The 24,754-nt window shown below is 44.2% G+C and carries 26 protein-coding genes; 6 read left to right on the top strand and 20 right to left on the bottom strand.

Features of this window, described 5'->3' with window-relative positions:
• Window positions 1-41: 41 nt before the first annotated feature.
• Genes FCL48_RS01040 through FCL48_RS01030 form a run of 3 tightly spaced genes read right to left on the bottom strand, consistent with a single transcriptional unit; the run spans window position 42 to window position 1,259 of the window.
• Window positions 42-533, bottom strand: a complete 492-nt coding sequence (locus tag FCL48_RS01040; RefSeq protein ID WP_136870380.1) for a hypothetical protein — start codon at window positions 531-533, stop codon at window positions 42-44.
• Window positions 502-1,053, bottom strand: a complete 552-nt coding sequence (locus FCL48_RS01035) for a sigma-70 family RNA polymerase sigma factor (RefSeq protein ID WP_136870379.1) — start codon at window positions 1,051-1,053, stop codon at window positions 502-504. Before FCL48_RS01035 ends, FCL48_RS01040 begins: the two co-directional genes overlap by 32 nt.
• A gap of 5 nt (window positions 1,054-1,058) precedes the next feature.
• Window positions 1,059-1,259, bottom strand: a complete 201-nt coding sequence (locus FCL48_RS01030) for a hypothetical protein (protein ID WP_136870378.1) — start codon at window positions 1,257-1,259, stop codon at window positions 1,059-1,061.
• A 350-nt stretch (window positions 1,260-1,609) separates the two neighbouring features.
• Here FCL48_RS01030 and FCL48_RS01025 point away from each other — a divergent pair, with 350 nt between their 5' ends.
• Window positions 1,610-2,407 carry a LexA family transcriptional regulator gene (locus FCL48_RS01025; protein ID WP_136870377.1) on the top strand — a complete coding sequence of 266 codons (798 nt, stop codon included), beginning with the start codon at window positions 1,610-1,612 and terminating at the stop codon, window positions 2,405-2,407.
• Between the two features lie 148 nt (window positions 2,408-2,555).
• Here the strand turns inward: FCL48_RS01025 and FCL48_RS01020 are convergent, their stop codons facing one another.
• The 6 genes from FCL48_RS01020 to FCL48_RS00995 all read right to left on the bottom strand — a co-directional run bounded on the left by FCL48_RS01020 (window position 2,556) and on the right by FCL48_RS00995 (window position 7,610).
• A complete protein-coding gene (locus FCL48_RS01020; RefSeq protein WP_136870376.1) occupies window positions 2,556-2,924 on the bottom strand; it encodes a general secretion pathway protein A in 369 nt (122 codons plus the stop codon).
• 40 nt (window positions 2,925-2,964) lie between these two features.
• Complete coding sequence (locus tag FCL48_RS01015) at window positions 2,965-3,444, bottom strand: RadC family protein (RefSeq protein WP_136870375.1); 480 nt, start codon at window positions 3,442-3,444, stop codon at window positions 2,965-2,967.
• A 645-nt stretch (window positions 3,445-4,089) separates the two neighbouring features.
• Window positions 4,090-4,305 carry an AlpA family transcriptional regulator gene (locus FCL48_RS01010; RefSeq protein ID WP_136870374.1) on the bottom strand — a complete coding sequence of 72 codons (216 nt, stop codon included), beginning with the start codon at window positions 4,303-4,305 and terminating at the stop codon, window positions 4,090-4,092.
• Between the two features lie 173 nt (window positions 4,306-4,478).
• Window positions 4,479-5,222, bottom strand: coding sequence for a hypothetical protein (locus FCL48_RS01005; protein WP_136870373.1), 744 nt, complete (start codon window positions 5,220-5,222; stop codon window positions 4,479-4,481).
• A gap of 649 nt (window positions 5,223-5,871) precedes the next feature.
• On the bottom strand, window positions 5,872-6,339 hold the full coding sequence (locus FCL48_RS01000) for a sigma 54-interacting transcriptional regulator (protein WP_136870372.1): 468 nt from the start codon (window positions 6,337-6,339) through the stop codon (window positions 5,872-5,874).
• A gap of 119 nt (window positions 6,340-6,458) precedes the next feature.
• Entirely contained in the window at window positions 6,459-7,610 is a 1,152-nt protein-coding gene (locus FCL48_RS00995) for a site-specific integrase (protein ID WP_136870371.1), read from the bottom strand.
• A 513-nt stretch (window positions 7,611-8,123) separates the two neighbouring features.
• On the opposite strand from FCL48_RS00995, the gene FCL48_RS00985 reads away from it, so the two are divergent.
• Window positions 8,124-8,423 carry a hypothetical protein gene (locus FCL48_RS00985; RefSeq protein ID WP_136870370.1) on the top strand — a complete coding sequence of 100 codons (300 nt, stop codon included), beginning with the start codon at window positions 8,124-8,126 and terminating at the stop codon, window positions 8,421-8,423.
• Window positions 8,424-8,587: 164 nt separating this feature from the next.
• Here the strand turns inward: FCL48_RS00985 and FCL48_RS00980 are convergent, their stop codons facing one another.
• Complete coding sequence (locus FCL48_RS00980) at window positions 8,588-9,379, bottom strand: ABC transporter substrate-binding protein (protein ID WP_136870369.1); 792 nt, start codon at window positions 9,377-9,379, stop codon at window positions 8,588-8,590.
• A 152-nt stretch (window positions 9,380-9,531) separates the two neighbouring features.
• Between FCL48_RS00980 and FCL48_RS00975 the strand changes: the two genes are divergently transcribed.
• Both FCL48_RS00975 and FCL48_RS00970 read left to right on the top strand, forming a co-directional pair.
• Window positions 9,532-11,061, top strand: coding sequence for a sensor domain-containing diguanylate cyclase (locus FCL48_RS00975; protein WP_136870368.1), 1,530 nt, complete (start codon window positions 9,532-9,534; stop codon window positions 11,059-11,061).
• Between the two features lie 433 nt (window positions 11,062-11,494).
• On the top strand, window positions 11,495-12,916 hold the full coding sequence (locus FCL48_RS00970) for a glycosyltransferase family 2 protein (RefSeq protein WP_136870367.1): 1,422 nt from the start codon (window positions 11,495-11,497) through the stop codon (window positions 12,914-12,916).
• Between the two features lie 98 nt (window positions 12,917-13,014).
• On the opposite strand, the gene FCL48_RS00965 is transcribed toward FCL48_RS00970, so the two are convergent.
• Window positions 13,015-13,827, bottom strand: coding sequence for an alpha/beta fold hydrolase (locus FCL48_RS00965; RefSeq protein ID WP_136870366.1), 813 nt, complete (start codon window positions 13,825-13,827; stop codon window positions 13,015-13,017).
• A 554-nt stretch (window positions 13,828-14,381) separates the two neighbouring features.
• On the opposite strand from FCL48_RS00965, the gene FCL48_RS00960 reads away from it, so the two are divergent.
• On the top strand, window positions 14,382-15,719 hold the full coding sequence (locus FCL48_RS00960; protein ID WP_169309020.1) for an acetyl-CoA carboxylase biotin carboxylase subunit family protein: 1,338 nt from the start codon (window positions 14,382-14,384) through the stop codon (window positions 15,717-15,719).
• 289 nt (window positions 15,720-16,008) lie between these two features.
• Window positions 16,009-17,289, top strand: a complete 1,281-nt coding sequence (locus tag FCL48_RS00955; RefSeq protein WP_136870364.1) for a citrate synthase — start codon at window positions 16,009-16,011, stop codon at window positions 17,287-17,289.
• A 132-nt stretch (window positions 17,290-17,421) separates the two neighbouring features.
• Here FCL48_RS00955 and FCL48_RS00950 read toward each other — a convergent pair whose 3' ends face one another.
• The 9 genes from FCL48_RS00950 to FCL48_RS00915 all read right to left on the bottom strand — a co-directional run bounded on the left by FCL48_RS00950 (window position 17,422) and on the right by FCL48_RS00915 (window position 24,697).
• Window positions 17,422-17,799, bottom strand: coding sequence for a hypothetical protein (locus tag FCL48_RS00950; protein WP_136870363.1), 378 nt, complete (start codon window positions 17,797-17,799; stop codon window positions 17,422-17,424).
• Window positions 17,800-17,886: 87 nt separating this feature from the next.
• On the bottom strand, window positions 17,887-18,573 hold the full coding sequence (locus tag FCL48_RS00945; RefSeq protein WP_136870362.1) for a DUF6515 family protein: 687 nt from the start codon (window positions 18,571-18,573) through the stop codon (window positions 17,887-17,889).
• 44 nt (window positions 18,574-18,617) lie between these two features.
• Window positions 18,618-19,205 carry a glycine zipper 2TM domain-containing protein gene (locus tag FCL48_RS00940; protein ID WP_136870361.1) on the bottom strand — a complete coding sequence of 196 codons (588 nt, stop codon included), beginning with the start codon at window positions 19,203-19,205 and terminating at the stop codon, window positions 18,618-18,620.
• 146 nt (window positions 19,206-19,351) lie between these two features.
• Window positions 19,352-19,627 (bottom strand): hypothetical protein, encoded by a 276-nt coding sequence (locus FCL48_RS00935; protein ID WP_136870360.1) that lies wholly within the window; start codon window positions 19,625-19,627, stop codon window positions 19,352-19,354.
• A 354-nt stretch (window positions 19,628-19,981) separates the two neighbouring features.
• Window positions 19,982-20,458 carry a pyridoxamine 5'-phosphate oxidase family protein gene (locus FCL48_RS00930; protein ID WP_136870359.1) on the bottom strand — a complete coding sequence of 159 codons (477 nt, stop codon included), beginning with the start codon at window positions 20,456-20,458 and terminating at the stop codon, window positions 19,982-19,984.
• A 61-nt stretch (window positions 20,459-20,519) separates the two neighbouring features.
• On the bottom strand, window positions 20,520-21,095 hold the full coding sequence (locus tag FCL48_RS00925; RefSeq protein WP_136870358.1) for a flavodoxin family protein: 576 nt from the start codon (window positions 21,093-21,095) through the stop codon (window positions 20,520-20,522).
• A 182-nt stretch (window positions 21,096-21,277) separates the two neighbouring features.
• Complete coding sequence (locus tag FCL48_RS00920; RefSeq protein ID WP_136870357.1) at window positions 21,278-21,649, bottom strand: pyridoxamine 5'-phosphate oxidase family protein; 372 nt, start codon at window positions 21,647-21,649, stop codon at window positions 21,278-21,280.
• A gap of 521 nt (window positions 21,650-22,170) precedes the next feature.
• The gene (locus tag FCL48_RS24885) at window positions 22,171-22,341 is read right to left on the bottom strand and encodes a hypothetical protein (RefSeq protein WP_169309019.1); all 171 of its coding nucleotides are present in this window, start codon (window positions 22,339-22,341) and stop codon (window positions 22,171-22,173) included.
• Between the two features lie 403 nt (window positions 22,342-22,744).
• On the bottom strand, window positions 22,745-24,697 hold the full coding sequence (locus FCL48_RS00915; RefSeq protein ID WP_136870356.1) for an alpha-amylase family glycosyl hydrolase: 1,953 nt from the start codon (window positions 24,695-24,697) through the stop codon (window positions 22,745-22,747).
• Window positions 24,698-24,754: the final 57 nt, after the last annotated feature.

Here is a 24,754-nt window from a genome sequence, read left to right as displayed (position 1 = left end):
TACCGTTTCTTTTTCTTAGATTATGTTTTGTCGCACTTTTCTCATGGTCGTTTTGCACTTGCTGATACGCTTTTTTCGAGGTCGTTATTGGACATTTTCATGCCCTCATTTTTCTGTTCACTGAGCTTTTTTTGCACTTGTCTTTCTTTGGCTCTATGGACTCTTTTTCGTACCCGGTACAGTTTTCTATGGTCAAAATTTGACATCTTAAACCGGAAGGTTAATTCAATTTCCGCAATCAGATTTTTCATAAAAAGACGTTTATCCGGCTGCAGGTTCATGAACCTTGAAAACGCATAGCGTTCCCATTTTGTTTCCAGATCACAGGTCTCGATGAGTGCTTTGCGATATTTTATGTTTTTCTGACGCAACTGCGGTCTCAGAAATTCATGCAATCCCCAAAGGTTTTCCAGCAATTGCAAACCGATCACATCGTTATCCTGGAGAGGATCGCCGATTTTTTTTGACCTTTTCATCCACTGGAGTGTTTTCAACGGAATTTTAGAGGTCTTCGCATATTCTTTGATTTCCATAGCCCTCTATTCTTTTGATAGCATGAGATAAAATTCTCCTGGCCGATTGGATATGAATGCCAAAATGATTGGCAATCATGTTAAAGTTGACTGGTCTTGGCTGAGAAAGGATCCACAGAGAAACCAATCGTTGTCGACCTGTTAATGCCGACAATGCCTCGGATATGACGGCCTCATCCAGCTCAGAAGATCGATGTAGGTCAGGAGATTGTTCTTTTTGAAAAGCCACTGTTGCCGCTTGTTCGTTTACCAAGGCAACACCGGCTGCTAATTGGATACATCTGGTACGAAAGACAATACGGAAATATCGGCTCGTGAGGGACAGATCCTTGTTCTGATCGATTAAGACCGAGATGACCTGATACACGGCAAGTTGGGCCTCTGCCGCCAAATCACGTGAATCGCACGACATATACCGATAATATGGTGCGGCGATGCACCATATCAACACCCGGTTGGAACTCACCCAGGACTGTGCCAGTGGCCAGATGTTCTGATTATTTGAGTTAACAGAACACATTTCGACTACCTGAGTTCCATCAACCGATCGATCAACTTAGGATCCGGTATCTCTTTATATTTATTTAAAAACTCATCATCCTTCGAGGATCGAAACAAAACTGTCTGGCTATTAATTTTTATTCGTGGCATCCCATCAGACATCAGCTTTAGCACCACTCGTTTTCCACTCCCAAGATACTGCTGCACTCCGGGTATTCCATTCATGCTTCATCCTCGCTCTGGGTGTAATGCGACTTCAAATATGCTTGTGCAAGCCGTTGATAAAGTGACTCTCCAGTTGATAACGCTAACGTCTCAAACGGTATTTGTATTTTTAGTGACAAATCTTTAGCCTTTGTTTTCGAAAGCAATCGTCGCCCCAGCCGCAGATCACTTATCATGCGGGGACATGCCAAAAATATTCCACACAACGTAAACATCAAACCAATTAATCCACATATATTGTACAAATAATAAGGTATAGAGGCATATATACACATATTGTGGATATAATGTAAATAAAAATATTCATATTGGTTGTTTATTTTTATTAGCAGAATGTGTATAATGTGCAAATGGAAAATAACAAATCTGACATAATCGAAATTTTCAGCATCGCAACCATGCATATCTTATCCACCAAGGGAATAAAGCAAAACGCGATAGCCAAAAAGCTCAATATTGGACCAACTACCCTGAATAATTATATAAAAGGAAGAAGACAAGGAAGTGAAGCTACGCGAAGAAGGATTGCAGATCAACTTGGTTGGAATTATGAAAAGCTGTTAGAGCTTGGTCAATGGATACTCAGAGGGGGTTCTCCCGAGCAATTTTATCCACCGTTTGTGAATTCTACAAAACAAGAACTTTCCGAATCAATTAGTGACGCCACTTCGTCCTCAAAATTATCAGGCACCAAAACAAATCGACCTGGTTATGCAATTCCACAGAACACAGCAAATTTTATTTCTGTTCCCAAATTTGCAGCACAGCTACCAGTCGATCAAGGTTCTTTTCCAGATACAGACCTTGTTGAATCAGACATGATGTTCCACAAAAACTTCCTGATGAAGTATGGAAATCCTGATCAAATGGCACTATTTGAGGTCATAGGTAATTCAATGAAACCATTTTTATATAATGGAGATGTTGTCCTGGTTAATTTATCAAAAAATAACATCACCGACATTGTTGATGGTAAAGCATATGCGTTTCGTGAAAATCATACTGTCAAGGTTAAAAGGCTATCGCTCCAAGGAACTGCATTAATTGTGACAAGTGAAAATTCGCTACTTTATCCACCATACATCGTTGACACAGGAAACTTCAGCATGATTGGCGAAGTTTTATGGGTAGGACACGAAGTCAATTAAAGGTTTCTATGCCAGCTATAGCGTTAGCGCGACCGATGGAATAAACAGAGGCAGCCCGAACTATGGATCCCCCTTTTTTACGACGACTATTCATCGCCCATCCGGCTATCCCTTGGCGGGTTGCTCCTAAGCAGAACCCGCCTCCGTTTCACCGAGCCTCTGGGACTTTCATTGATATTGCCAAACCGCTGAGCAAGAGTTCCGCCGCAATATTATTGTTGAGAACCCGGAGGTTTCCCGCCGCGTGATCGACGAGGGTTTCCACAAGAACCGGACTCATGAGATGGAGAGCCCCGGCCTGCGTCAGGCCATACTCCAGATACAGGTGAAGGATCGTTCTGTCGTATGATCCAAGAGTCAGGCGAAGTATGATCCGACTGCCCAAGGAAACGTGTGATTCGGAAAGAAAACGTTCGGGCAGGCGGGTATCGCCGCAGAGGACGGTGGTAAGTAAACATTGGGAATCGAAGTTGGCACTGCCGAGCAAACTCAGCTCATTAAGGGAACCGGTCAACATTTCCTGGGCTTCGTCGAGAGAGGATTTCAGATCTAAGAGATTAACACTGTCCTTTGTCGCTAAGAGATGTCACGTCATCTCCTACGATTATGTGATCCAGCACCAGAACATCTACAACCAACAATATATTTTTCAAAATACGTGTGATCTCAATATCTTGTCGTGTTGGATTACTACTCCCTGAAGGATGGTTGTGGGCCAAAATTACCGAGGCGGCATTTAAACGTAGTGCTTCTTTGACCACTTCGCGAGGGTGGACAACTGTAGAATCGATAGTACCAAAAAACATTTCTGTCCATTTAATAATTCTGTGGTTACAGTCTAAAAACAGACAGCCGAAGACCTCACGCTGTTTTTTTATGAGAAGGGTGGAGATCGCCTCCTTTGCATCTTCTGTCGATCCAATATAGTCAGTTCCTTTTTTCAAAGCAGCACGAGTGTGAGAAAGACCTTCTTTGATGATGATTTTTGACGTTGCAGGGGTATATTGTCCCTGTTCGTTTTGGACAAACAATATCATGGCTTCACCTCATTAGGCATCGAAGTAAAAGACCATGTCAATGACAAGAAAAATGTTGTGTTCCGACTAGTATGTATTTGAAATTGCTTATTATGCGTATTTTTTGCAATTGTGATATTTTTCAGTCGTGATTCTGTTTTGTTTGATGGATTGTATAGCATGTGATTGGCTTTGAGTTTTTTTGAGCCGGCTCGCATTATTGTGATCCACTTTTTTTTTATCAGGTTTATAACCATCGCCTTGCCTCCTTTAGATTGACTAAAATAAGGGCAAGACTTCCCACAGCAGGGGAGTTTACCCCGCTGTAAAATGCTGTTTTCAAGATCATGTGCATAGTCACCTGAACAACAACCTTCGTGATAATAGAATCCGAATTGTCGCTACGCTCTGTTTTGCGCAGTAGCAGGATGAATGTAATTAAATATACAATTACAAATCCATGCACCCTGATAAATCGCTACTATGGTCATGGTTGACCTCCTTGCGTTTTCTCGCAATTTTCACGGCCAGGCGCACCTGTCCATGTGAAAAAAAGTTTATCTGGTCGTTTTTGTAGATGAATAATGCTATGATATTTCTGTTGTGAGAGAGCGACTACCGGCCTGCCAGCCAATTCAAGGGAAGTCGCTTTTTCGTGTCCGGTCATTAAAGAGGCACATTTTGTTTCTGCGGGTCATCTGAGGTAGAAACCCGCCTCGCTTCCATGAATGCCACAACATCATCGACCAAATATCTCACTGATTTTCCATTTTTCACGTAAGGAAAACCACGTCCATGAAACCGATCGTTCCGTAGGGTCTGTAATTTCCGTCCTGTCATCGCCTCAACTTCTTTTTCACTAATCCATTTTTTTTCTGCCATCACATATTCTCCTTCTATTGAATAAAATAACACCCAATACCCTATTGGATATGCGGGAATAATTACACAATCAGAAAAAAGCTGCAGAAGCAAAACGGGGATAAATAGGGGGAAAACAGAGAGGTGATACAGGGGGAAATTAGGGGTAAATTGGGGAAGATAAGGGAGTGTGGTTATTTTTTATTATTTCGCAACATCCAAGCATTTAATTCAGACGGTAATGCCGTCACTGTACCGGTACCGACTGACGACGCGGGAAAATCCTTATCACGCTTTCTCCAAAGCTTAATGGTTTTTGCGTGGACTCCACAGTATTTCGCTATCGTCTCTATGGTTCGCAATGGTTTTTCTTCTTCCCTCAATATGACGGACATATCTTTTTGGGCGACAGGATCAACAGGAAATGAAGATTTTGAATTTGTATTACCTGAACATAACATTTTTAACAGATTAAAATTCCAGTCATTAACTAAAATGTTATCTCTTGAAACTTCCACTTTCTTAAGCAAAGGTACAAGTCTTTCAGGACATTCAAGCAAGCGAGACCTAACTCCCTCATTTGTCTCTCTGGTATTGATATATGGATCTATTTCGTATGATTGCCCAGTAGGACGCGATTCCAATGCTATATATTGATCGCGTTTTTCTATAAAAGAGGAAAGGTAGACAGGCTTCAAATTTGATAAAATCACTGGCACATCAACAGGACGAATATCAAGGAGGCCATTCCATTCCCTGAGACCTCCCAAAACATATTCTGTACTTCTTTTCCAAAGAAAACCTGTATACCAAATTGACAAGTAAACATCTGCGTGGTTGCTGAAAAAAGAAATACCATGCTTGCTGAGCATCGCTCTGCGTAAAATATCGTTCTCGGTAGTCTGTACTTTATCGGCTGTCTCTTTGAGAAAATACACTGTACCCCAATCCTTCTATTTAGATCATTCCCTTGATATAGAAATCAACCGACAGGCCGTCAAGGTTACGGCTTTTCGGGTCCTACCTGCCCTATCCAGTTTGAAAACTGATTATAATGGGTCGTTTTTTGGTTACCCTTCTTGAGCCCCATTACCCCTTACGTGAACAAATTGTCAATTCAATTATCAAAAAAACCATGGCAAAGATTTCTTACTCTCATTGCTCAATAAAAGTAATCCACTTGACTCGAAATTATCAGGAGTCACTATGGCGGTTCTGCATTGCGGATAGGTTTCTACAGAGGTCTTCGGGAAACGGGCCTTTGCCCTGATATTCCATTTGAATTCCCAGGCAAAAAGCTCAGATTGATTCTCCTCAACATAGTCCACCTCCTGTTGCTGGGTGGTGCACCAGAAAAAATCTTCCGCGCTTATCCCATGATAAGCAAGAAGCTTTTATCGCTCACTCTTTCATTCTGGAATAAACATAATAATTTCAGATTTGAATCCTCGTTGATTATTCATTATTTAATTTCTTTGCAAGTCGGACTATTGTTGTGCAATTTTGATTTATTGCATCATTGATTATGTCCCCGGCCAGATCTGCCGCTTGTATCAAAGCATCAAATAAGATATATTTTTTCTTCGTTCATGAATGGGGTAGAGCTTTTATCTCCCAAAACTGAGCCAAGAAGTCAAGCAGAAATATATCATTTTCTGCTTTTGAAGTTGCTATAATTTTCAGGGTAGATCGTTCTCCCTCGCCCCAGTTTGCACCAACGGGCATGATAGAACCAGTGTCAAAAAATAATAAAAGCTTTGCCTGGACATATTTAGATAAACGGCGTATCCACTTAGGTAATTCGCCAATCTCTTCAAGAAGTACAATTTTGGAAGGAACTGAATCATCAAAAAGCAGTCCGGTTTTATCCTTAATTGCTCCGGTAAATGCCCCCTTCTTGTGTCCAAAAAGCAAACTCTCAGCTAAATCGCTGGGTATGGCAGCACAGTTGATCACACCTTCTTGTATTTTTTCTAGCCCACTGTTTTCCCAAACTTTGTCTCTAATATGACTTTTTCCTGTTCGAGGTGCCCCTCTAACAAGGATAATCTCCATTTACCAAGAGTTTTCCGGCCAATGGCACTTCTTGTTCGAGAACATCCTTCAGTCCAGGAGTGTCTAACCAAACCTTCTTATCTGCAATGACAATTATTCTCCGTTACCAAAACTGGATATCATTCTTCAATTTCCGCAGCTAATATTTTTATATCAAAGGCTTGATCTATCAGATCGCTTGCCAAATCTGAAGCTTGTTTCAGAGCATCATCTCTCAAGTGTGCATACCGTTGTGTCATTGCCGCCGATTTATGCGTCATTAATTTTTGCAAAGTGTAGATATCAACTTTACCACTTGAGGCCAGCATAGAGGCATAAGTGTGTCTTAAACCATGAAGAGGACGGAAGTCATCAGGAAGACCTGCTGCTCTCTTGATCTTGTTCACCGCCTTGTTTATATCAACTCTTTGACCGCCAGACTTGCCAGGAAACACATACGTACTCGTTTTTGGCATCATGGCCAGTGTCTGCCTTGCTCCATCGTTCAGGGGTATTTTTTGTCCTTTATTCCCCTTAGGATCACGAAGAAATACAAATCCCCTGCCAAAATCTATATCATCCCACTGCAACTTGAACAATTCTCCTCGCCGCATACCTGTAAAAAGGGCCATTCTCATCATATTCGATGCAATTATGTCCGTAGATTCATCTAAGGTTTGCAGAAGAGAAGAGAGTTGCTCTGGAGATAAATCCTCCGTCTTTTCATTATCCACTTCAGGCATCTCAATTATGAAATTGATACCTTCGCAGAGTCTATTTTTTTTTCCGAAATTTAATATACGCCGCAGAAGTTCAAGAACATTCTTAACGGTGCCGGGTGATTTCTTTTTAAGAAGGGAAATGCGTAACCTGTGAATATTAAGAGATAGCAACTCTGATGGTTGTTTATCACCAAAAGGAGCAGAAAGGTAGAGTTTATAACGATTTTCGTCGGTTATAATGCCTTTGAGATTAGACTTGCATCGTTTGTACTCAGCCCAAAGCCTCTCAATCGTCCACCGACCCGCTTCAGCTTCCTTGATCGCTTCAATCTCAGCCCGTTTACCTTGGTTGGTTAGCTTTGTACCGTTTATTTTTTCAGCGCGGAGGGTGTTAGCCTTGGCCGGAGTCATATTGTCCTGAAATTGACGCCCGGCCTTTTCTTCCGTCTCTCTACCATCCTTGCGGAATCTTATGTAATAAATTTTTTCCGGCTTATTTTTGATTAGCGACTGCCCGATGATGTAAAAAACACCTGGATAATTTGTCTTAAACCTTTCTTTTATAGCCATCCGCCTGCTCTCCATCCATTTTCTTTCCCCGTACTATTCCCCGCACTATTCCCCGCATAAGTGATATAATACTAGGTAAAACAAAGTATGTCAACGGAAGGGAAAAACATATTACATCAATATTTACAGTGAGTAACATAAAATGAAGTAAAACAAGGGAAGTAAAAATGTTTGGGCTCATAACCCGAAGGTCACAGGTTCAAATCCTGTCCCCGCTACCAAGATACGAAAAAGGCACGTTGCTCAGTAATGAGCAACGTGCCTTTTTTTATATGCCACGACGTTGTTACACCTCCCAGCTCTCACCAGGGCACAGTCTTTTTCACTTTAATTATATTCGGATGCCAGGCAGAACCAGCTGTTTTGCCTTGACACAACAACCCCCTATTGGCTAACAATAAATACACGTAGTAAGTATATGCAAATAATGTAAGATACAAGATCCCGGTTACGGTGGCGTATCGAAACCCCGGGATTTTAAGCTGTTCAATTATGCATATGGGGAGTTTGATTATGTTGAAAAGAAAAAACAGCAGGATAGTTTTTACTCTTACCCTTGTTCTCGCTTTTGCCGCTCCACTTCTCTCGAACGGTCAAGATACCGGTAAAGACTGGTATTGCTCTGATCCGGCGGCACATGCTCAATACGAAAAACATTTAAAAACTCATCTTGATAAAACGGCCGAAGCAATCTCCGAATCATTAGAAAAGATCTACAGCAACCCCAATCTCAGTAAAGAGGAGAAAAAAGCTCAAGCAATTGATATGCTCGACAAATATCTGGCAAAGAAGCAAATTGGCATGGGGGATTAGCAAATCAAGAACTTACATTGAACTGCACAACAGAAATTAACAACTTAGATTTGTTATGCGGTTATCCGATCAATTATAGATTATAATCTGATAACCGCACTGTTTTATCACTCAAAAGTACACAGCTTCTCTCCAAGAAAATAACAGTGATGTTTTCAGAATCTCTACTCTAGATATGCGATAGGCAGAAGACCATTTTTTTCGGCATATTTTTTCAATCTGCCATCGATCTTAATTCGTGTCACAAAATTATTAACAACAAACAACCACTCTGCATCGCCTTTGTTGACTGCATAGGCATAGTTCATTTCATACACCGACTCAGTTGGCGCCAGTAGACGGGCCCAGTCATAGGTGTTTAAAATTTTTGTTCCGTAGGGATAATCGGTAAGAAAAGCATCTGCACGTCCGGAGCGGACTTCTTTTTCTCTTTGCTGGAACTTCACTACCGAGAGAATGGAAGCATGTTGGAATGCCACCGCAGCATCCTCCATCCAGGTTCCCTTTTGCACCACAATGATATGTCCTTCCTGATCCAGATCTTTCCAGGACTTGATGGTCGGATGCGCCTTGGTGGTTACGGCATAAATGTCACTTTTGAGATACGGCTTGCTAAAATCCAGATGCTCCGCCCGCTGGCCGGTGATTGCAACCCCAAACATTGCAATATCACACTTGTCCTCTTTGATATCTTCAATAAAAGTGGCAAAACTCGTTTGCACGAATTCCAGGCTAACTTCAAGATCGTTTGCCAACTCTCGGGCAAGATCAATATCAATGCCTTCTAGCTCACCACTTTTATTGTTTACAAAAGAAATACCATAATAGGCCGGCCAGTGGCATACCCGAAGCAGATTTGCAGTCCTAATACTATCCAAATGTCCGGCTTCGACCATTTTCGAAAAAGAGCAGAAAAAAGTAGCGAGCGCGATAATAATTGGTAAATAAAGTTTCATTTTTCCCCTTTTCAGTTAACATGAACCGTTGATTTGTCATTTTATGCTATCAATGATATACCAATCACTATAAATTCCCTCAATCTTTTCAGCTCAAAAGAAGACCAATTCATCTTTAGGCTCTTGTAAAAATAACTGTTAAAAATGGGAAGATGCCACGAAAGGTTACCAGACAAACACTAAAATTAAGCGGACGGAGCGGGGTGTTTTTCCTGGCTGTAATGTTCTGTCTGTTTTTCATTGGAATCTGGTGCTACCAGCTCCTGCAGGGCAAAGAACGTGCCATTACTTCAGCCAAGAAAAATACAGCAAATCTTGTCCGCTTTATCGAAGAGGCCAACAACAGAACCATCCAGGCCATAGATATTCTACTCACAAATGTGTCAATAAGTGTCAAGCCGGGTATATGGGCTGCAGACCATAATCCTGACCTGTTTCTGCGATCATTACTTGATGAAGCGCCTCAGGTCCGGGAGATTGCCTTTGCAGACCAGATGGGCAGAATCATCGCCATGTCACGGGAAGACATGCCCCACGATCTAAGTATCGCAGATGAATCTTTTTTTTCAAAAGCCCGTGAAGAACATTTGCCGGAGTTGTATATCAGCTCTCCCCGCAAAGGCCGGTTACTTGGCGAGGCTACCCCTGATGGTCCCATCACCGGACTATGGCACTTCCTCATGGCACGTGCAGTTTTTGATGAGAGTAACCAATTTGCAGGGGTTGCTCTTGCTGTGGTAAATCCTGGAATTTTTCAGGAACAAATTCAAGCCCTTGATATCGGCAGCAAAAGCTATGTCGCCTACTACCGGTATGATGGACAACTTCTGGTGGCAAGCGACCAAAAATCCCTGCACCTTGATGATGCAAATCATGCTCACCAAACACTCTTTACCGACCATCTTCCACTGCGGGAATGGGGAACATTCGTCCAACAGCCTCAGGTTAGCGGATCTTCTACCTACATTGTCAGTTATCGGGCCACCTCAAGATGGCCACTGCTCGTCAGCGTAGCCATAGACAAAGATGAAGCTCTGGAACCGTGGAAACGTGATGCATGGGATTTTTCCATGCTTATGCTGACAAGCCTCATCATATTATTTATTTTCGCGGTGATGGTATACCGCCAGCATGTCGCCCAGGAGCAAATGGCTCAGGAACTGATCGAAGCCCATCATGACACCCTCACCTCCCTTCCTGCCCTGCAACTCTGCCTGGACCGGCTCTCCATTGCTTTATCAAGAGCACAGCGGGACCAGACTCTGTTGGCCGTATTTTTCATAGACCTTGATGGCTTTAAGCTCGTTAACGATAATCATGGCCACCAGGCCGGGGATCATGTCCTTAAGGTAGTCGCTTCAAGGCTCACAAAGAATGTAAGGCAAATGGACACTGTTGCCCGACTCGGTGGAGACGAATTCCTGATCATACTTCCCGTGATAAGAAATGTCTCAATTATAGGAAAAATCAGTACGAAGATCATTCAAGCCATACAAATGGATATTCACTGGAAAAAGGATAATTTATCTGTCAGTGCAAGTATCGGCATTGCACTTCATCCAGACCATGGAACATCTGCGGAAGAGCTTATCAAATCAGCCGACAAGGCAATGTATGAAGCAAAGAAAAACGGTAAAAACCAGTATGTTATAGCCGGGAATACTGAGCTGAAAGCTGGCTGACTCACCTCATTCGCCATGGAGATCAGTCAAAACAACACCTCGAAATTCTGCCCACCGAGCTGTTTCTCATCGACCCGTTTTGCTCCCCTGATCCACATATCTTTTCCTGTTTTTCCCGAACGGAAAAGCCCCTGGCCAGCCTGACACATAAAAGCCGTTCGCGGTGCACAATTTTTGCACACTTTAGCGCAAAATTCAGTCCTGATCAGCAGAACAAACAGGCCACATATCTCTTCTACATGGCAATTACGCTTATTTTCTACAATGGCATGGAAAATGCTTATGTATATCGGCAAGGTTAATTTTGATAACAGACTGATCTTTTTATATTTATCTTCAGCTGCTGTCGAAAAGAACCTTTATTTTTTTATATAGCTGTTTTCACGATTGTATTAAAATTTTTTTACATCATATTGATCAAGGAGTGTGGCGCATGCATAGTATTGCATCCTGTATTGCACGAGTTAAACAACATCGTATTAGCATTCTCAAGTACTCAGTTTTTCTCTTTTCTATTTCGGGATTCATCGCGATGGTGCTCTTTTCGCATGAAATGGTAGATCTCCGGGCTACAGTCGCCCACTCACCATGGATACATCCTCTCAGCCAAGTGGGCTTTTGTATTGCAACAGCCACCGCACTCTTTTATTTATGGCTCGCTTTCAACGCCTTCCGCTATAAGCCTGTCCCTGGTGCCGCGGATCAAGATCTGCCAACTCTCACTGTTGTTGTGCCTGCCTATAACGAAGGGGCTCTCGTTCAGCAGACCCTGCGCAGTCTGGCCACCAGTGACTATCCACCTGAAAAATTACAGCTCATCGCCGTGGACGATGGCAGCAAAGATGACACCTGGACCTACATTGAAAATGCAACGAGAGAATTTCCGGGACAGATAATCGCCATCCGTCAACCCAAAAACGGCGGTAAGCGAAAAGCTCTGTATGAAGGATTTAGGCAGGCCACAGGCACAGTTCTGGTAACGGTAGACAGTGACTCGATTGTCGACAAAGATACTTTGAGAAATCTTGCCAGTCCGTTTGTAAATGACCCAGATTGCGGCGCAGTTGCCGGCAACGTGCGGGTTCTGAACCGTAAATCGGCAATTCCCGGTATGCTTGAGGTAAGTTTCGTCTTCAGCTTTGAGTTTGTCCGATCTGCTCAAAGTGTGCTGCGTACGGTATTCTGCACTCCTGGAGCACTTGCGGCCTACAGGACCGATCTCGTACTAAATGTTCTTGATGAGTGGCTCAACCAGACATTTCTCGGCCGTGAAGCCAATATCGGTGAAGATCGGGCACTCACCAACCTGATCCTGCGTCAGGGAAAAAGTGTACTTTTTCAACGTAACGCAATGGTCTACACCAATGTTCCGGAAAAATATCAGGGCCTTTGTAAGATGCTGATTCGCTGGGGGAGAAGCAACGTCAGGGAAAGCATTAAAATGGGTACCTTTGTGTTTAAAAACTTCCGGACACACCACCGAACCAGTGCCAGAATTTTATGGATCATCCAGTGTATGTGGACTGCCTCATCTCCACTTTTCTTCTTGATGACACTCTCCCTGATTGCTCTCTTCCCCGTGCCTTTTCTGGTCGTCAGCGTCGGAGGAGGAACCATGTGGAGTACTATCTCAGCCCTGTTCTATGCCAGCCGTTACCGCAACCGTGACGCCTTCTGGGCATACAGTTATGGCGTCTTTCATTTCTGCGCCCTGGCCTGGATTACACCCTATGCCATTTTTACGGTGAAACAGACAGGCTGGTTAACCCGTGACTTGGCTGTGGAGCCTGTCGTTGCGCACATACAGGCTGTAGCACCTGAAAATAATGGTGTATTTGCAGTAATGCCGAAATAAGGCTCACCTCTCCTCTATCGCCTGAGCTCTTCATCACATGATGGAGAGCAGGCGAAAAAAGCCCCTCAGACCAAAAGGGGCTTGAGGACATCTTCGCTTCACAAGCCGCAACACCGAGACTCATTTCTCCTCAAAAATTCCAGCAGAACAGCCAGAAGCCTGTCTGGTTGTTCCATATGAAGCCAGTGCCCTGCGTGAACGATGGTGGTCATTTCAGACCTGGGAAAATACTTTACCCTGTCAGGCTCATGCCGGGGTTGAATGAAATCCGATTTTTCACCTCGAACAAACAGGGTCGGCACCAGACAGGGCGCATGTTGTTCCAGCTCATCCATTCCCCTTGAAAGAGATGTCAAACTTTCAAGGAGCACCGGCAAATTCAGTCTCCAGCAAAACCTGCCATCTTGTTTTCGCATAATGCTTTTCCCAAGAAACATCGCCAGCCTGGAGTCATTGAGACGGTGTCTTATCTCTTCGATAAGAGTCTGTCGACTTTGGTGTAGCAAAAGATCAATGGCCATAAGATTATAAATTATATTAGTATGGTAGGCGAGGTTCTGCTTTTTGTAATCCGAGGGTGCAATATCAACGACCACAAGATCGTACAGTTTTTCAGGATGAAGAAGAGCAAAATACATTGCACATTTCCCCCCCATTGAGTGTCCGATAAGACCCGCTCTCGTGATGTTTTCCTGCTGGAAATATTCCAAGAGATCGGCACACATCTCCTCGTAGGTATGGGATGGCCCATGGGGGGACTGCCCGTGGTTTCTTAGATCAAGGAGATGGACGGCAAAGCCCTGCCTGGAAAGATCCCGCCCGATGGTCAACCAGTTGTCAGACATACCAAAAAGACCATGGAGAATAACAACCGGCTGACCATGGCCGATCTTACGGAAAAATAATTTCAAGGTGTAAAAGCTCTCTATAGAGGAATTTTGGTAGATGTCGTTGTCGGCAGCTCTGCTACCAGGCCTAGATTTTCACAAAAGATATATTATCGGCTTGTCATATTCAGAACGTTCACATACATAAAAAAGAGAGGAGCCTTCAGAGTCATTAGTGCCTGGAGTAATGTGTAACAGATTCGTGTAAGACTACTCTGATTACTTCATTCTACCGTTTAAGGTCAAGGTCTGCGTAAAAATCTGCCTCTGGTATGTACAAGACACGTGCTGAGCCGGTCATTTAAAAATAATGCCCTCTTTTCCAACTCCAGAAGGACCTGCATGCCTCAGCAGAGATGCTCAATTATCGTTGGTTACAATACGTCACATCCATGGGAAATATAAAATATGAGATATCTTTAAAAATAATGCTTTTCTCCAGGGTAGAAAATGCATTAATAAGCGAGAATGAAATGCAGACTCTCCACTCCCATATACATTCAACAAACAACCAGTTCCGCTGACCCACAGCTACTAAGCTACCCTTCACCCGCGGGATGCAGTCAGATATTGCCACGATGACCACTCTAGACCTTTTTTCAACTGTAACATATAATCAACCCGACGAAACAAATCGAAAAGTTCTTCCTCCCATCAGTGCCCCTAAAATACTGGTAGTGGGCTCCAATACCGATTACATAGAATTACTTCGTCATTCCAATCCTGGGCACGCTGTGTTTCTCACGGCTCAAGCTGAAAGAAATAAGCAGATGGATACAACCATTGAAGAGTGGGAGGAACTCAGCTGGGATCTTGAAGACGATGGTGAAAATATCCTCCAGGCCTTAAAGGATCATATCAGCTCCTGGAAAAGTTCCTTCGGCGGAATTGTCTGCTATGATTGTGACTCTTTGGAACTTGCCGCTTTTTTGGCTGAAAAACTCCAGCTTCCCTACCCTTCCACAAAAAGTATCCGCCACTGCCGGGATAAAAATATTACCAAAAAACTCTGGCGTCAAAACGGTCTGCCCTGTCCCCGCCATAGAAAGGTTACTTCTGCTGAAGAGGTCTTTCATTTCTGGCAGGAAATAGAAGGCCCCTGTGTATTGAAACCTCTGGCTGGAAGCGGGAGTGATCTGGTTTTCCTTTGTACAAATCGCAAAGAATGCGACAAATCTTCGAGAATAATTCAAGAAGGTCTTCAGGAGAGAAAAGCGATCCGTCTCTATAGAAAAAGGCCTGTGTCATCTTTTCTGGCAGAAGAATATATCGCAGGTGAGGAATTCAGTTGCGATTTCACCATCAGAGACAGGGCCGTTGAAATTCTAAGACTCACCAGAAAAATCAAGTTCACCCGCAAGCCCTTTGGCACCATTGATGCGTATATGATTTGCGATTGGCAGGATGCCGGCCTGCAAAAGACCATACTTGCCGACATACTCCTTAAAGCTGCAGATGCTCTGGGGCTTAGCAACGCTCTCTGTATGGTGGATTTCATTGTAAACAACCAGCAGATATTCCTGCTCGAAATGTCGCCCCGACCTGGAGGAGACTGCATACCCGCGCTTCTCTTTCGCGCCACAGGATTTGACATTTTAAGCCGAGCCCTTGAATTTGCCGGGAACCAGGCTCCCGCTCCAATAAGTAAAATCTCAGGGAACGGGCTTATTGCCCTGCGTCTTCATGCCGAGACATCTGGAGAGATTGTAAAAATAAATACCAACAGTCTCTACCAGGATCCACGAACCCGGGAGATTAATATTGTTCATTCAGCAGGTCACCTGATTACAATGCCTCCAGATGATTATGATTCGTGGTATCTGGGCTATGTCCTTTTTCGTCCAGTGCCAGGAATACCAGTAGAAGAACAATGCCTGGAACTGCGACAAATGCTAGATCTGGATATAAAGAAATAAAATTATATCAAACACATGCTGCAATCAACACGACTTACAGGCCAATGGAAAAATGACTGCAAAATGTTAGGTATTGATCATATGTCTCATATCGATTATTTTAAATACAAGTCTTCAATCCTGCAACAATCTGATACCCAGCTAGATATCAACTATTGATAAATATACCAATATTCTGGTAACTTCAGAGTCAGGAACCAAATCGGTTTGCCAGGAACACTTTGTCCTCCCTGTCACACACTATAACAGGTTCATTGCGGCCTGGAATTCATAGAGAAAAGGAGATATTTTGGACGATTTTATAACCCTTACGTACAATGGAAAAGAATTACAGCTTCCAGTCATAACTGGCAGTGAAGGGGAAAAAGCCATTGATATATCCCGCCTGAGAGCGGAAACAGGATTCATCACCCTTGACCCCGGCTACGGTAATACCGGAAGCTGCCTAAGCTCCATTACCTTCATGGATGGCGAGAAAGGTATCCTGCGCTATCGTGGAATTCCTGTAGAACAACTGGCGGAACATGCGTCTTTTAAAGAGACCGCATATCTGCTGATCAACGGCAGACTACCTAACAGGGATGAGCTGACCCAGTTTTCAGTTATGCTCAACGATAACAGCCTCGTTCATACCGACCTCAAGGCGTTCTATCAGAATTTTCCAAGGGGTTCACACCCCATGGGAATTCTTTCTTCGATGGTCAACGCCATGAAAAGTTTTTATCCTGATCTCGGTAACCAGGAAGAAGAGATGACTCTCACTATGACCCGACTGCTGGCAAAGGTCCGGACCATGGCGGCGATGTCCTACAAGATTTCCAGGGGCCACGAAATTGTCTTACCCAGGCCGGACCTGACCTATTGTGAAAATTTTCTCAATATGATGTTCGACACCCCGGTTAAGCCATATGAGATCAAAAGAGAAGCCGTCAATGCTCTCAGGACCTTCTGGATCCTCCATGCTGACCACGAGCAGAATTGTTCAACATCTGCTGTTCGTGTAGTGGGTAGCGCAAGGGTCAATCTCTATGCCGCCATTTCATCTGGAATTTCTGCCCTTTGGGGACCATTACATGGTGGTGCCAACCAGGCAGTCATTGAGATGCTCTCAAAAATCGAGAGCGGAAGCGAAAGTTGCGCACAAGTCATTGCGCGCGCCAAGGACAAAAATGATCCATTTCGGCTTATGGGCTTTGGTCACCGGGTATACAAGACCTACGATCCACGTGCTCAAATAATGAAGAGAATGTGCGATGAGCTGCTGGAATCCATGAATATTAAGGATCCTCTTCTTGATATTGCACGGGAACTGGAAGAGCTTGCAACCAAAGATTCCTACTTCATCGACCACAACCTCTATCCCAATGTTGATTTTTACAGCGGCATTGTCCTAAGAGCCATCGGTATCCCGACCAATATGTTCACAGTAATGTTTGCTATTGGAAGGCTCCCCGGCTGGATTGCCCAATGGAAGGAAAGTACAGACGATCCGAATTGGAAAATCAGCCGTCCAAGACAGATTTATACAGGAAATCTGGAATACGATTACATTCCCATCCACGCCAGATAAGAAGTTCTCTCAACTCAAGAACATGTTCTTGAGTTGAGAGAAAATATCGAGGTACATAAAAAAAAATATGAAGTAGCTCCAACAAACATCAGGGCCCTATCCCAGCGAAACCACGCCAACCAACTCCCTCAACTATTGCTGAGGTCTGTTCTTCTGATCCTCCATCTTTTCAGGTAGCGCTACCAGATGGTCATCATAATCCTGGCAAGTCGCTTTAACTGTTCGACCTGTTGAATCGGTGAACTCGACATAATCACCAACATCTTTTCCGACACACGCATCGATGGCTTCAACAGATATTTCGTTAGTGTGCCTCTTTTCAGAACCACCCCGCCTGTCGCCCCCCATAGGTGGTCCTCCAGATCTGCCTCCACCACCATTTTGGCCCATGGAAGCTGGCCCCTCGCTGCGGTTGTCATCACTGGTTTCAGTTCCAGCGCAGCCGGCGAGTTGAAGAATAGCTATTACTGCCAGGGCTGATACGAATTTCTTTATTCTCTGCTGGTTCATATTCTCTCTCGTAAAAAATTTATGGCAGTTTTTTCTCGGGATCTGTTCAGCCAATTCACCTGGCCGGGACTCTCCCCTGTCGAGACATTACTTGGTGCTGTATCCTCGTGCATCAAGACAGGCCCGCATCGCTCTGTTATAATCCTGACGTTTTGCACTATTCTGAGCCGCAGCAACACCACCAACGGGCTGAGTAGGATCAAAACCGGTCTGTCCTTTGGCCCAGCTATGGCATTCATAACGGTCGGTAGCCTGCTGCTCCTGAGACTGTCCCTCCTTTGGATAGACAAATATCTTATTTGGCATCTCCGGATCTTCGATAACTTCAGAATCGGGAGGCGGTTCACTTACGACATAAACCCTTCTCTCAGGAGCCCAGGTATAGTAGGTATTGTCAGCATAATAGTAAGGAATACCGCCTACCCAGATCGTCGTATATGCAAGGGGCAGAAATGAAACAGCCAGACCGATCGGTGGAGCGGTGACTACAAATCCTGGTCCATTAGGTCGATACCAGGCCCCACCATGGAAAAAATAGTGGTCCCCACGAAAAGGTACAGAACGATAGCCCCCCGGCAGAGCATTGACCATGGCCCCTGGCCTTGGATAATAGTGATTATGCTGATAGCGCTGATCGAACATATAGCCCGGCCCTGGTGACGACGGTCCGCCCCTCCGCCCCTCTCCTCCGGGACCAGCCAAGACGGCACCAGAGACAAAGAAAATATTTCCTATCAGTAAAATCCAGCACAATTGTTTTTTGACTTTTAACATAGCGTTATCCCCATAATTTCTCTACAAATTATCTTGACCACGACTCACAGACCATTATAGCCACGACCTTCCATACAAGCCTGTAACGCGCGATTGTAGTTATCCGCCTGTCGTTGTATTACGGCAGCCCTGCGTTCTGCCTCCTGGTCATAACTTTCCTGCAAGGCGTCTGCCTGATCATTTATCGAGGCGTCAGTTATTGCGCCAACCATAGCCCCGAAAACAGCCCCGACAGCTGCAGCGCCGGCCGCATGGTGCGGTGCACTGACAACCGCCCCGAGTACTGCACCGGTAGCTGCCCCTAAAACAGTGTTCTGTCCTTGGCTGCTTCTGGTTTCAACGACTACCCGTTGATGTGGAGCTAACTCAGTTGAACTGGGATCAAAACCTGACTGCTCCACAGCCCAGATAGAGCACTCATAGCGGTCTCGGTCCTGGGTAACCGGATCCTGCCCCTGATTGGGATAAAAATGTATTGTCCTTGGCACGTACGTTTCGGCTTGATCAGAAAGTTGAATATTTTCCGAATATTGCCTTGTCGCACAGGATGAAAGGAGCATAGTACCGGTCAGGAGTAATACCGGCAAAACCATCCGTACCTTTTGGGATTTTTGGTTTACTTTCATTGTCATAGTTACACTCTCACCTTAGCAAAGATTTTTAAGCGTCTATATGAGGTCTTTCGAGTTAAAAGGACATTCACCATCAAAGCTGTGGTAAAAATCAGCTCAGACCGGACAAACAGCAACCTGTTGCCACTGTCTCAACCCAAATCTTTTTAATCGTTTCTCGCTCCTTTCGGGGAGGCCCCTTCAGGGACTGCTACCAGCGCACCGTTCATTTCCCTGCAGACCGCGGTGACTGTTTCTCCTCTGCGGCCTTTGAACTCGACGGTGTCCCCCGCCTGCTTGCCGCTACAGGCTTGAAGTGCCTCCGGTGGTGGACCCTGATGCCGGTTATCAGAATGCTCATCGTCCTTTGCACAACCTGTGCACATCAGCAGAGCCAGCAATGCTATGCCGGGTACAATTTTAATTGTCAAAAAACTCTTCATATTTCATCTCCATTGAGGTTATCAAACAAACAATCTGCGGTATAACTGCCCGGTTCTCTTCACCGGGCTTCGCTATGCGTTTTATTGATAAATAGCGCTGAATTGTGAAAAAAATATGGATGAAATATGATTCTTACAGCAGGAGGGATGGCATGAGAAAAAAAGGAGAATAAATGGTTATCTTGTTTCTATATAATCATGAGGACTTGACCAGGAGAAGGAGAAGAACCGGCACATTTACGGCTGTGCTTCTTTCAAGGATGCGGGCTTGTCAGACAGCGGAACTATCATAATGATTGCGGAGCAGGCAGCTCTTTCAAAATCAGCTTGTGCTATAATTGACAGCATGTGAAATTACAATAAAAGATCATTTATATTGCCAATTTTATATTCCATCACATCCTGAAAACGAGAAACCAGGAGGTAACGGGATACTGCTATTTTCAGAAAGGCAGTACTTGGGGAGGCGAGAAATTCTTGTAAAAATGGATGTCTCTGCAGATAGATTTGCTCAAGGCCAAGCCGTTCGGCCTCCTCTATCATCTGTGCCTTGCCAATGACAGTTAAGGCCTCGGCGCTATGAAAGTCACTCTCACTATTGGTACGATTATCTACAAGGAGCGAGACTCTGGACTCCTGAAGAAGGTTCTGATGTTTACGGGTCGATTTGCCTGTTGCCACAACAATACTCGCCAGATCCGTTGTAAAGGCAAAGGCCATTAAACTGGAATAGGGTTGACCGTCCCTCTGGGTGGATAAGACCGCTAACCTTTGGCTTGCAAGAAGACCTTGTATCTTCTTGGTGATTTCCTGTTCTGTTGCAGACATCATTTCTCCCGCCGTGTACTTAATCCATAAAGATGACCGTTGTAAAACCCAGAAAATACCAACGCTAAGGCTGTACCTTCTTCATCAGCCACAGTATATTTTCTCCCAGCTGACGCATGGTCGTCATTGCTTCTTCATCCTCTACCACCTCACCCTTTTCCGGACCGAACCCTACGTTCCATGCGTTCGAACCAACAACAATCATCTGGCTGAGTAGAAAAAACTGGTTCATGGTATTCAGACTATGGGCCGCACCGGCTCTTCGAACAGCTACCACTGATGCACCTATCTTGCGTCTGAACATATTTCCGTTCGCCTGGCTGACCATACCGGAACGATCTATCAGCGCTTTCATCTCACTTGTCACATCACCAAAATAGGCCGGTGAGCCAAGGATTATCGCATCAGCCTCAGCCATTTTTCCGATACATTCATTCACTATGTCCTTTTTAAGAACACACGTCCCGTTTTTTTCCATAAAACAGACATAGCAGGACATACAGCCTCTTATCTCATTGCCGGCAAGTTCCACCAGTTCGGTATCAACCCCGGCAGCAGTCAGTGGTTCCAAAACGGCTTTCAAGAGTAAAGAGGTGTTCCCTTGTTTACGCCCGCTCCCGCAGAATGCAACAACTCTCATTCCGGTCTCCCCTGCTGGTTTATATAAAAAATTGATTGGTAATATTCTTCTATGTCGCAAAATGCTCTCACAACAATACTAGCACCTTACACGACATACAGGCTGCAAGAAAGGCACTTCATTACTTAGAAGCGCCCAACTTTTTCAGGCCTGTTCCCAAGGCAGATAAAGATGACAGGCAACTACTCTCCACCAATGAGAGGCAATTCCTTATCAACAGTAAAATAAACCAGAAAAGAGAGTTCATCGCTGTCACCGGATGTACGCCTTTTTAATTTCTGCACCAGTTCGGGATTGTTTTCTTCACGAGTTTTGGTGAGAAACAGTCGTTTCCCTTTATATGACGTACCTTCCTCCACAAAAAGAAAGGTAGCCGATGAATTTGATTGCAGATTATGGTGGGTGAGACGGTCTCGCATAATAAATGCCAGGGTCCCCTCCTCCAGAAAATGCGGGCGCGAATACACCGCAGCATCAACTTTTCCGCTACTGTCGGCAGTGGCCAGAACACCAAATCCTTTATTGTTTTCGAAGTACTCCTGCAGTTGTGTCATAGAGTTTCCATTTGTTGAGTTTTAAGCTGTTATTTTTTAATTCTGTTGATTTCTCTCAGTCTTACCCCACCTTGTTCCTGCATCTCAGACAGTTGTGTCAAGGGCTTATGCCACGGCATGGGGTAAACGATAAGTTGTTGTGCGTTTGATATAATTATTCATGTGAATTCACATACTACGCTTTTGAACAAGCTGATTGAAAACAGAGCTGATAACTGAAGATGAGGGATCTACCTCTCAAACATCAAAAAAACAGGGACCTGAAAGTATCCAGATCCCTGTTTATTTTTGGTTATTGAGAAAACCTCGGACCTCGATTTTGCAAAAAATCCAAGGAGTATCAGCCGATTCACTACCATAAATGCTCTATTAATGGGTTAAGCGACACTCTTTGTGTTGTTGGGCCAACATATCTGTTATACACCTTTTTGTGAGCCCCTGAGATCCCTTGTGATTTCATGAATATTTTAGGTCTTAGTTCATATCCATAGATTACATGCAGTATTCTCAGTCAAGAGCTTTTACCAGCTGTCACCTAGTACCTGACTGCTGTCGAGACAACGGGATTTTTCACTTTCGCTCAAATGATCCTTATCTTTAACGTCACTCGTATAACAGACGTACTCTTTTCCATTTTCATCTTTTGCCCAGACCATTTCCTGATATTCTTTTGAAATTATTTCACCTCGCATACTCATAATCCACCTCTCTATATGTGTAATTCAAGTGTTTTGTGTTTTTTGGATATAGTTCCATCCAAACCTTCCAGAACGTCAGAAGCACCCCTATCTGTGCTGTTTTACTTAGTGGCTCCTGTTGTTCTGGTATGATTACACTATAAAGCAGGCCAAACCTTTTTCAACCAAAGTAAAAAAATAGCTTAATGATAGCAATAACTATCAAAAATTAAATGACAACTGTATTGAATAACAGTTTTAAGGCTTATGATCTTAAAAGAACTCGTTGACATTATTACTCTTCGCAGCTCTTCTTACACTCGACAGTTCTTCTCAGTACAACTGTGAAATAGGCCAAATCCTTACAAAAAAACTAAAAAAAATGTATTGACACTTGACCTGGCCATCCTGTTTCAAACTATCTTTCACTCAGCCAGTAAAAACAAAATTCTGGAATCACGAGATTTTCATTAAAAATATCCGGTGTTTCCCCACGATACAGATCAACAAGAGGACGGTGCTGCGGCCCCCAACTGCCAATATTTTCAAGGTTGAGATACTGGGGTTTATCGCTAAAATTCGCAACAACGAGGACCTGTTCATTGGGTCTTTGGGGGTGATATCTACCAAAGACAAAGAGATGTGGATTTTCGACCTCAATCAGTTCACGGTTGTTAAAATCGGCGAACACCTCAATTTCTTTGCGTACTGCGATCATCCGTTTCAGTGCGCTGTAAATTCGATATTCAATCGTTCCAGGTGTGTTTCTACCTTCCGCCCTGTCCCAGTCTATTGATGGCCGGTGTACCCAGCGGGTATCCCCTTTTTTGAAAGGATCTTCTTTGTAACTGTCATCGTTGAGGGTCCCAAGTTCGTCGCCATAATATAACAGTGGGATACCACCGAACGATAAAATCATGCTATGCAGCAGGAGAATGAGTCGAATGGCATCATCAATTGCTTCGTTGTCGTCGGTTTCAATTGCATACTCGAGCCCCGCGAGTGAAGCGAGCGAACCGGAAATGCGACTGTCGCCCGTCCTGCTGTTTTGACCAAAAGGCACACCTCTCGCATGGGAATCATCAAACTTGCCTGTGAAGTAATCGATTAGAAATCTACGGTGCTTCAGAGGTTCATAATCACAGCTCAGAATGTCCCTGTCGTCAAAACCGAGGCCAATGTCATCGTGACATCGGATGTAGTTAAGCCAGGTTGCTCTTTCCAGTTTAACGGGCAGGCTTCTGATTCCCTGATTGAGCAGACGAGCATTTTTGGTGGCAACGGCATCCCACAACAATGCCATGAATGTGGCGTTGTAAGCGATCTCACACTCTTTGGCGATAACAGCATCTTCACCGAAATACTTTATCACTTCCAAGGGAGCAACAATCGCCTCAGCGATAAAAACCACCCCCGGTGCCGTGACCTGACAACAATCTTTTAGCAATTGCAGGATCAAATGGGCCTCGCGCTCATTCTGACAAGTGCTGCCTATTTTTTTCCATAAAAACGCAACGGCATCCAACCGCAGAATATCAGCTCCCTGATTGGCCCAAAAAAGAATGATATTTAGCATTTCAATGAATACAGATGGGTTGCTGTAGTTGAGATCCCACTGGAAATCGTTAAAGACGGTCATTACCCATCGACCCATCTCTTCATCCCAGGTAAAATTGCCGGGTGCTGTTTCAGGAAAGATTTCCGGCATGCTTTGCTCGAACATATCAGGAACGTTTCGATTTTCAAAAGTATAGTAATAGTCCTGATATTTCTTCTCACCAGCTTTGGCACGCGTCGCCCAGAAATGCTTGTTTGAGGTGTGGTTGACCACAACGTCAAGCACCAGCAGGATTCCTCGTTCTCTCATCGAAACGGCCAACTGCTGGACATCCTCAAGCGTCCCAATATCCGGATTAATCTCCCGAAAATCACTTACCGCATACCCCCCATCACTACTTCCTTCTGGACAGCGCAGTATCGGCATCACATGAACAAGGTTAATGCCCAGTTCTTGAAAATAGTTCAACCGCTCCTCGAGCCCCCGGACGGTACCACCAAAGCCTTTGCAATACAAAGCCATCCCGACCAACTCCTGGCTTAGAAACCAGTTGTAGTCTTTTTCCCGCACGAGATCGAGCTGCCGCAGGTTTTCCGGACGCTTAATGTATTGTTGTGCCATTGTCTCCACCAGCCGCTGGGCCTGCTCGACAAAATCCTCCTGATCGCCATAGAGGCGTTGAAAAAGTGAGTGAATGCCATAAAAATTGGCACCCAGACGTGTATAAAAATGTCGCAAATCCTGTTCAGAAATTTCAGGCTTAATGCGGTTTAAAATGTCATTTAAAAGGGTGTGGGAAACTTGTTCGTACATATACCACCTTGAAATTGGTCTTTGAGACAATTACCTGCTCTTCTGCTGCAGATAAGA

The sequence above is a fragment of the Desulforhopalus sp. IMCC35007 genome, from assembly GCF_005116575.1.
Classification (GTDB): Bacteria; Desulfobacterota; Desulfobulbia; order Desulfobulbales; family Desulfocapsaceae; genus Desulforhopalus_A.
This window is presented reverse-complemented; position numbering and strand designations above follow the sequence as displayed.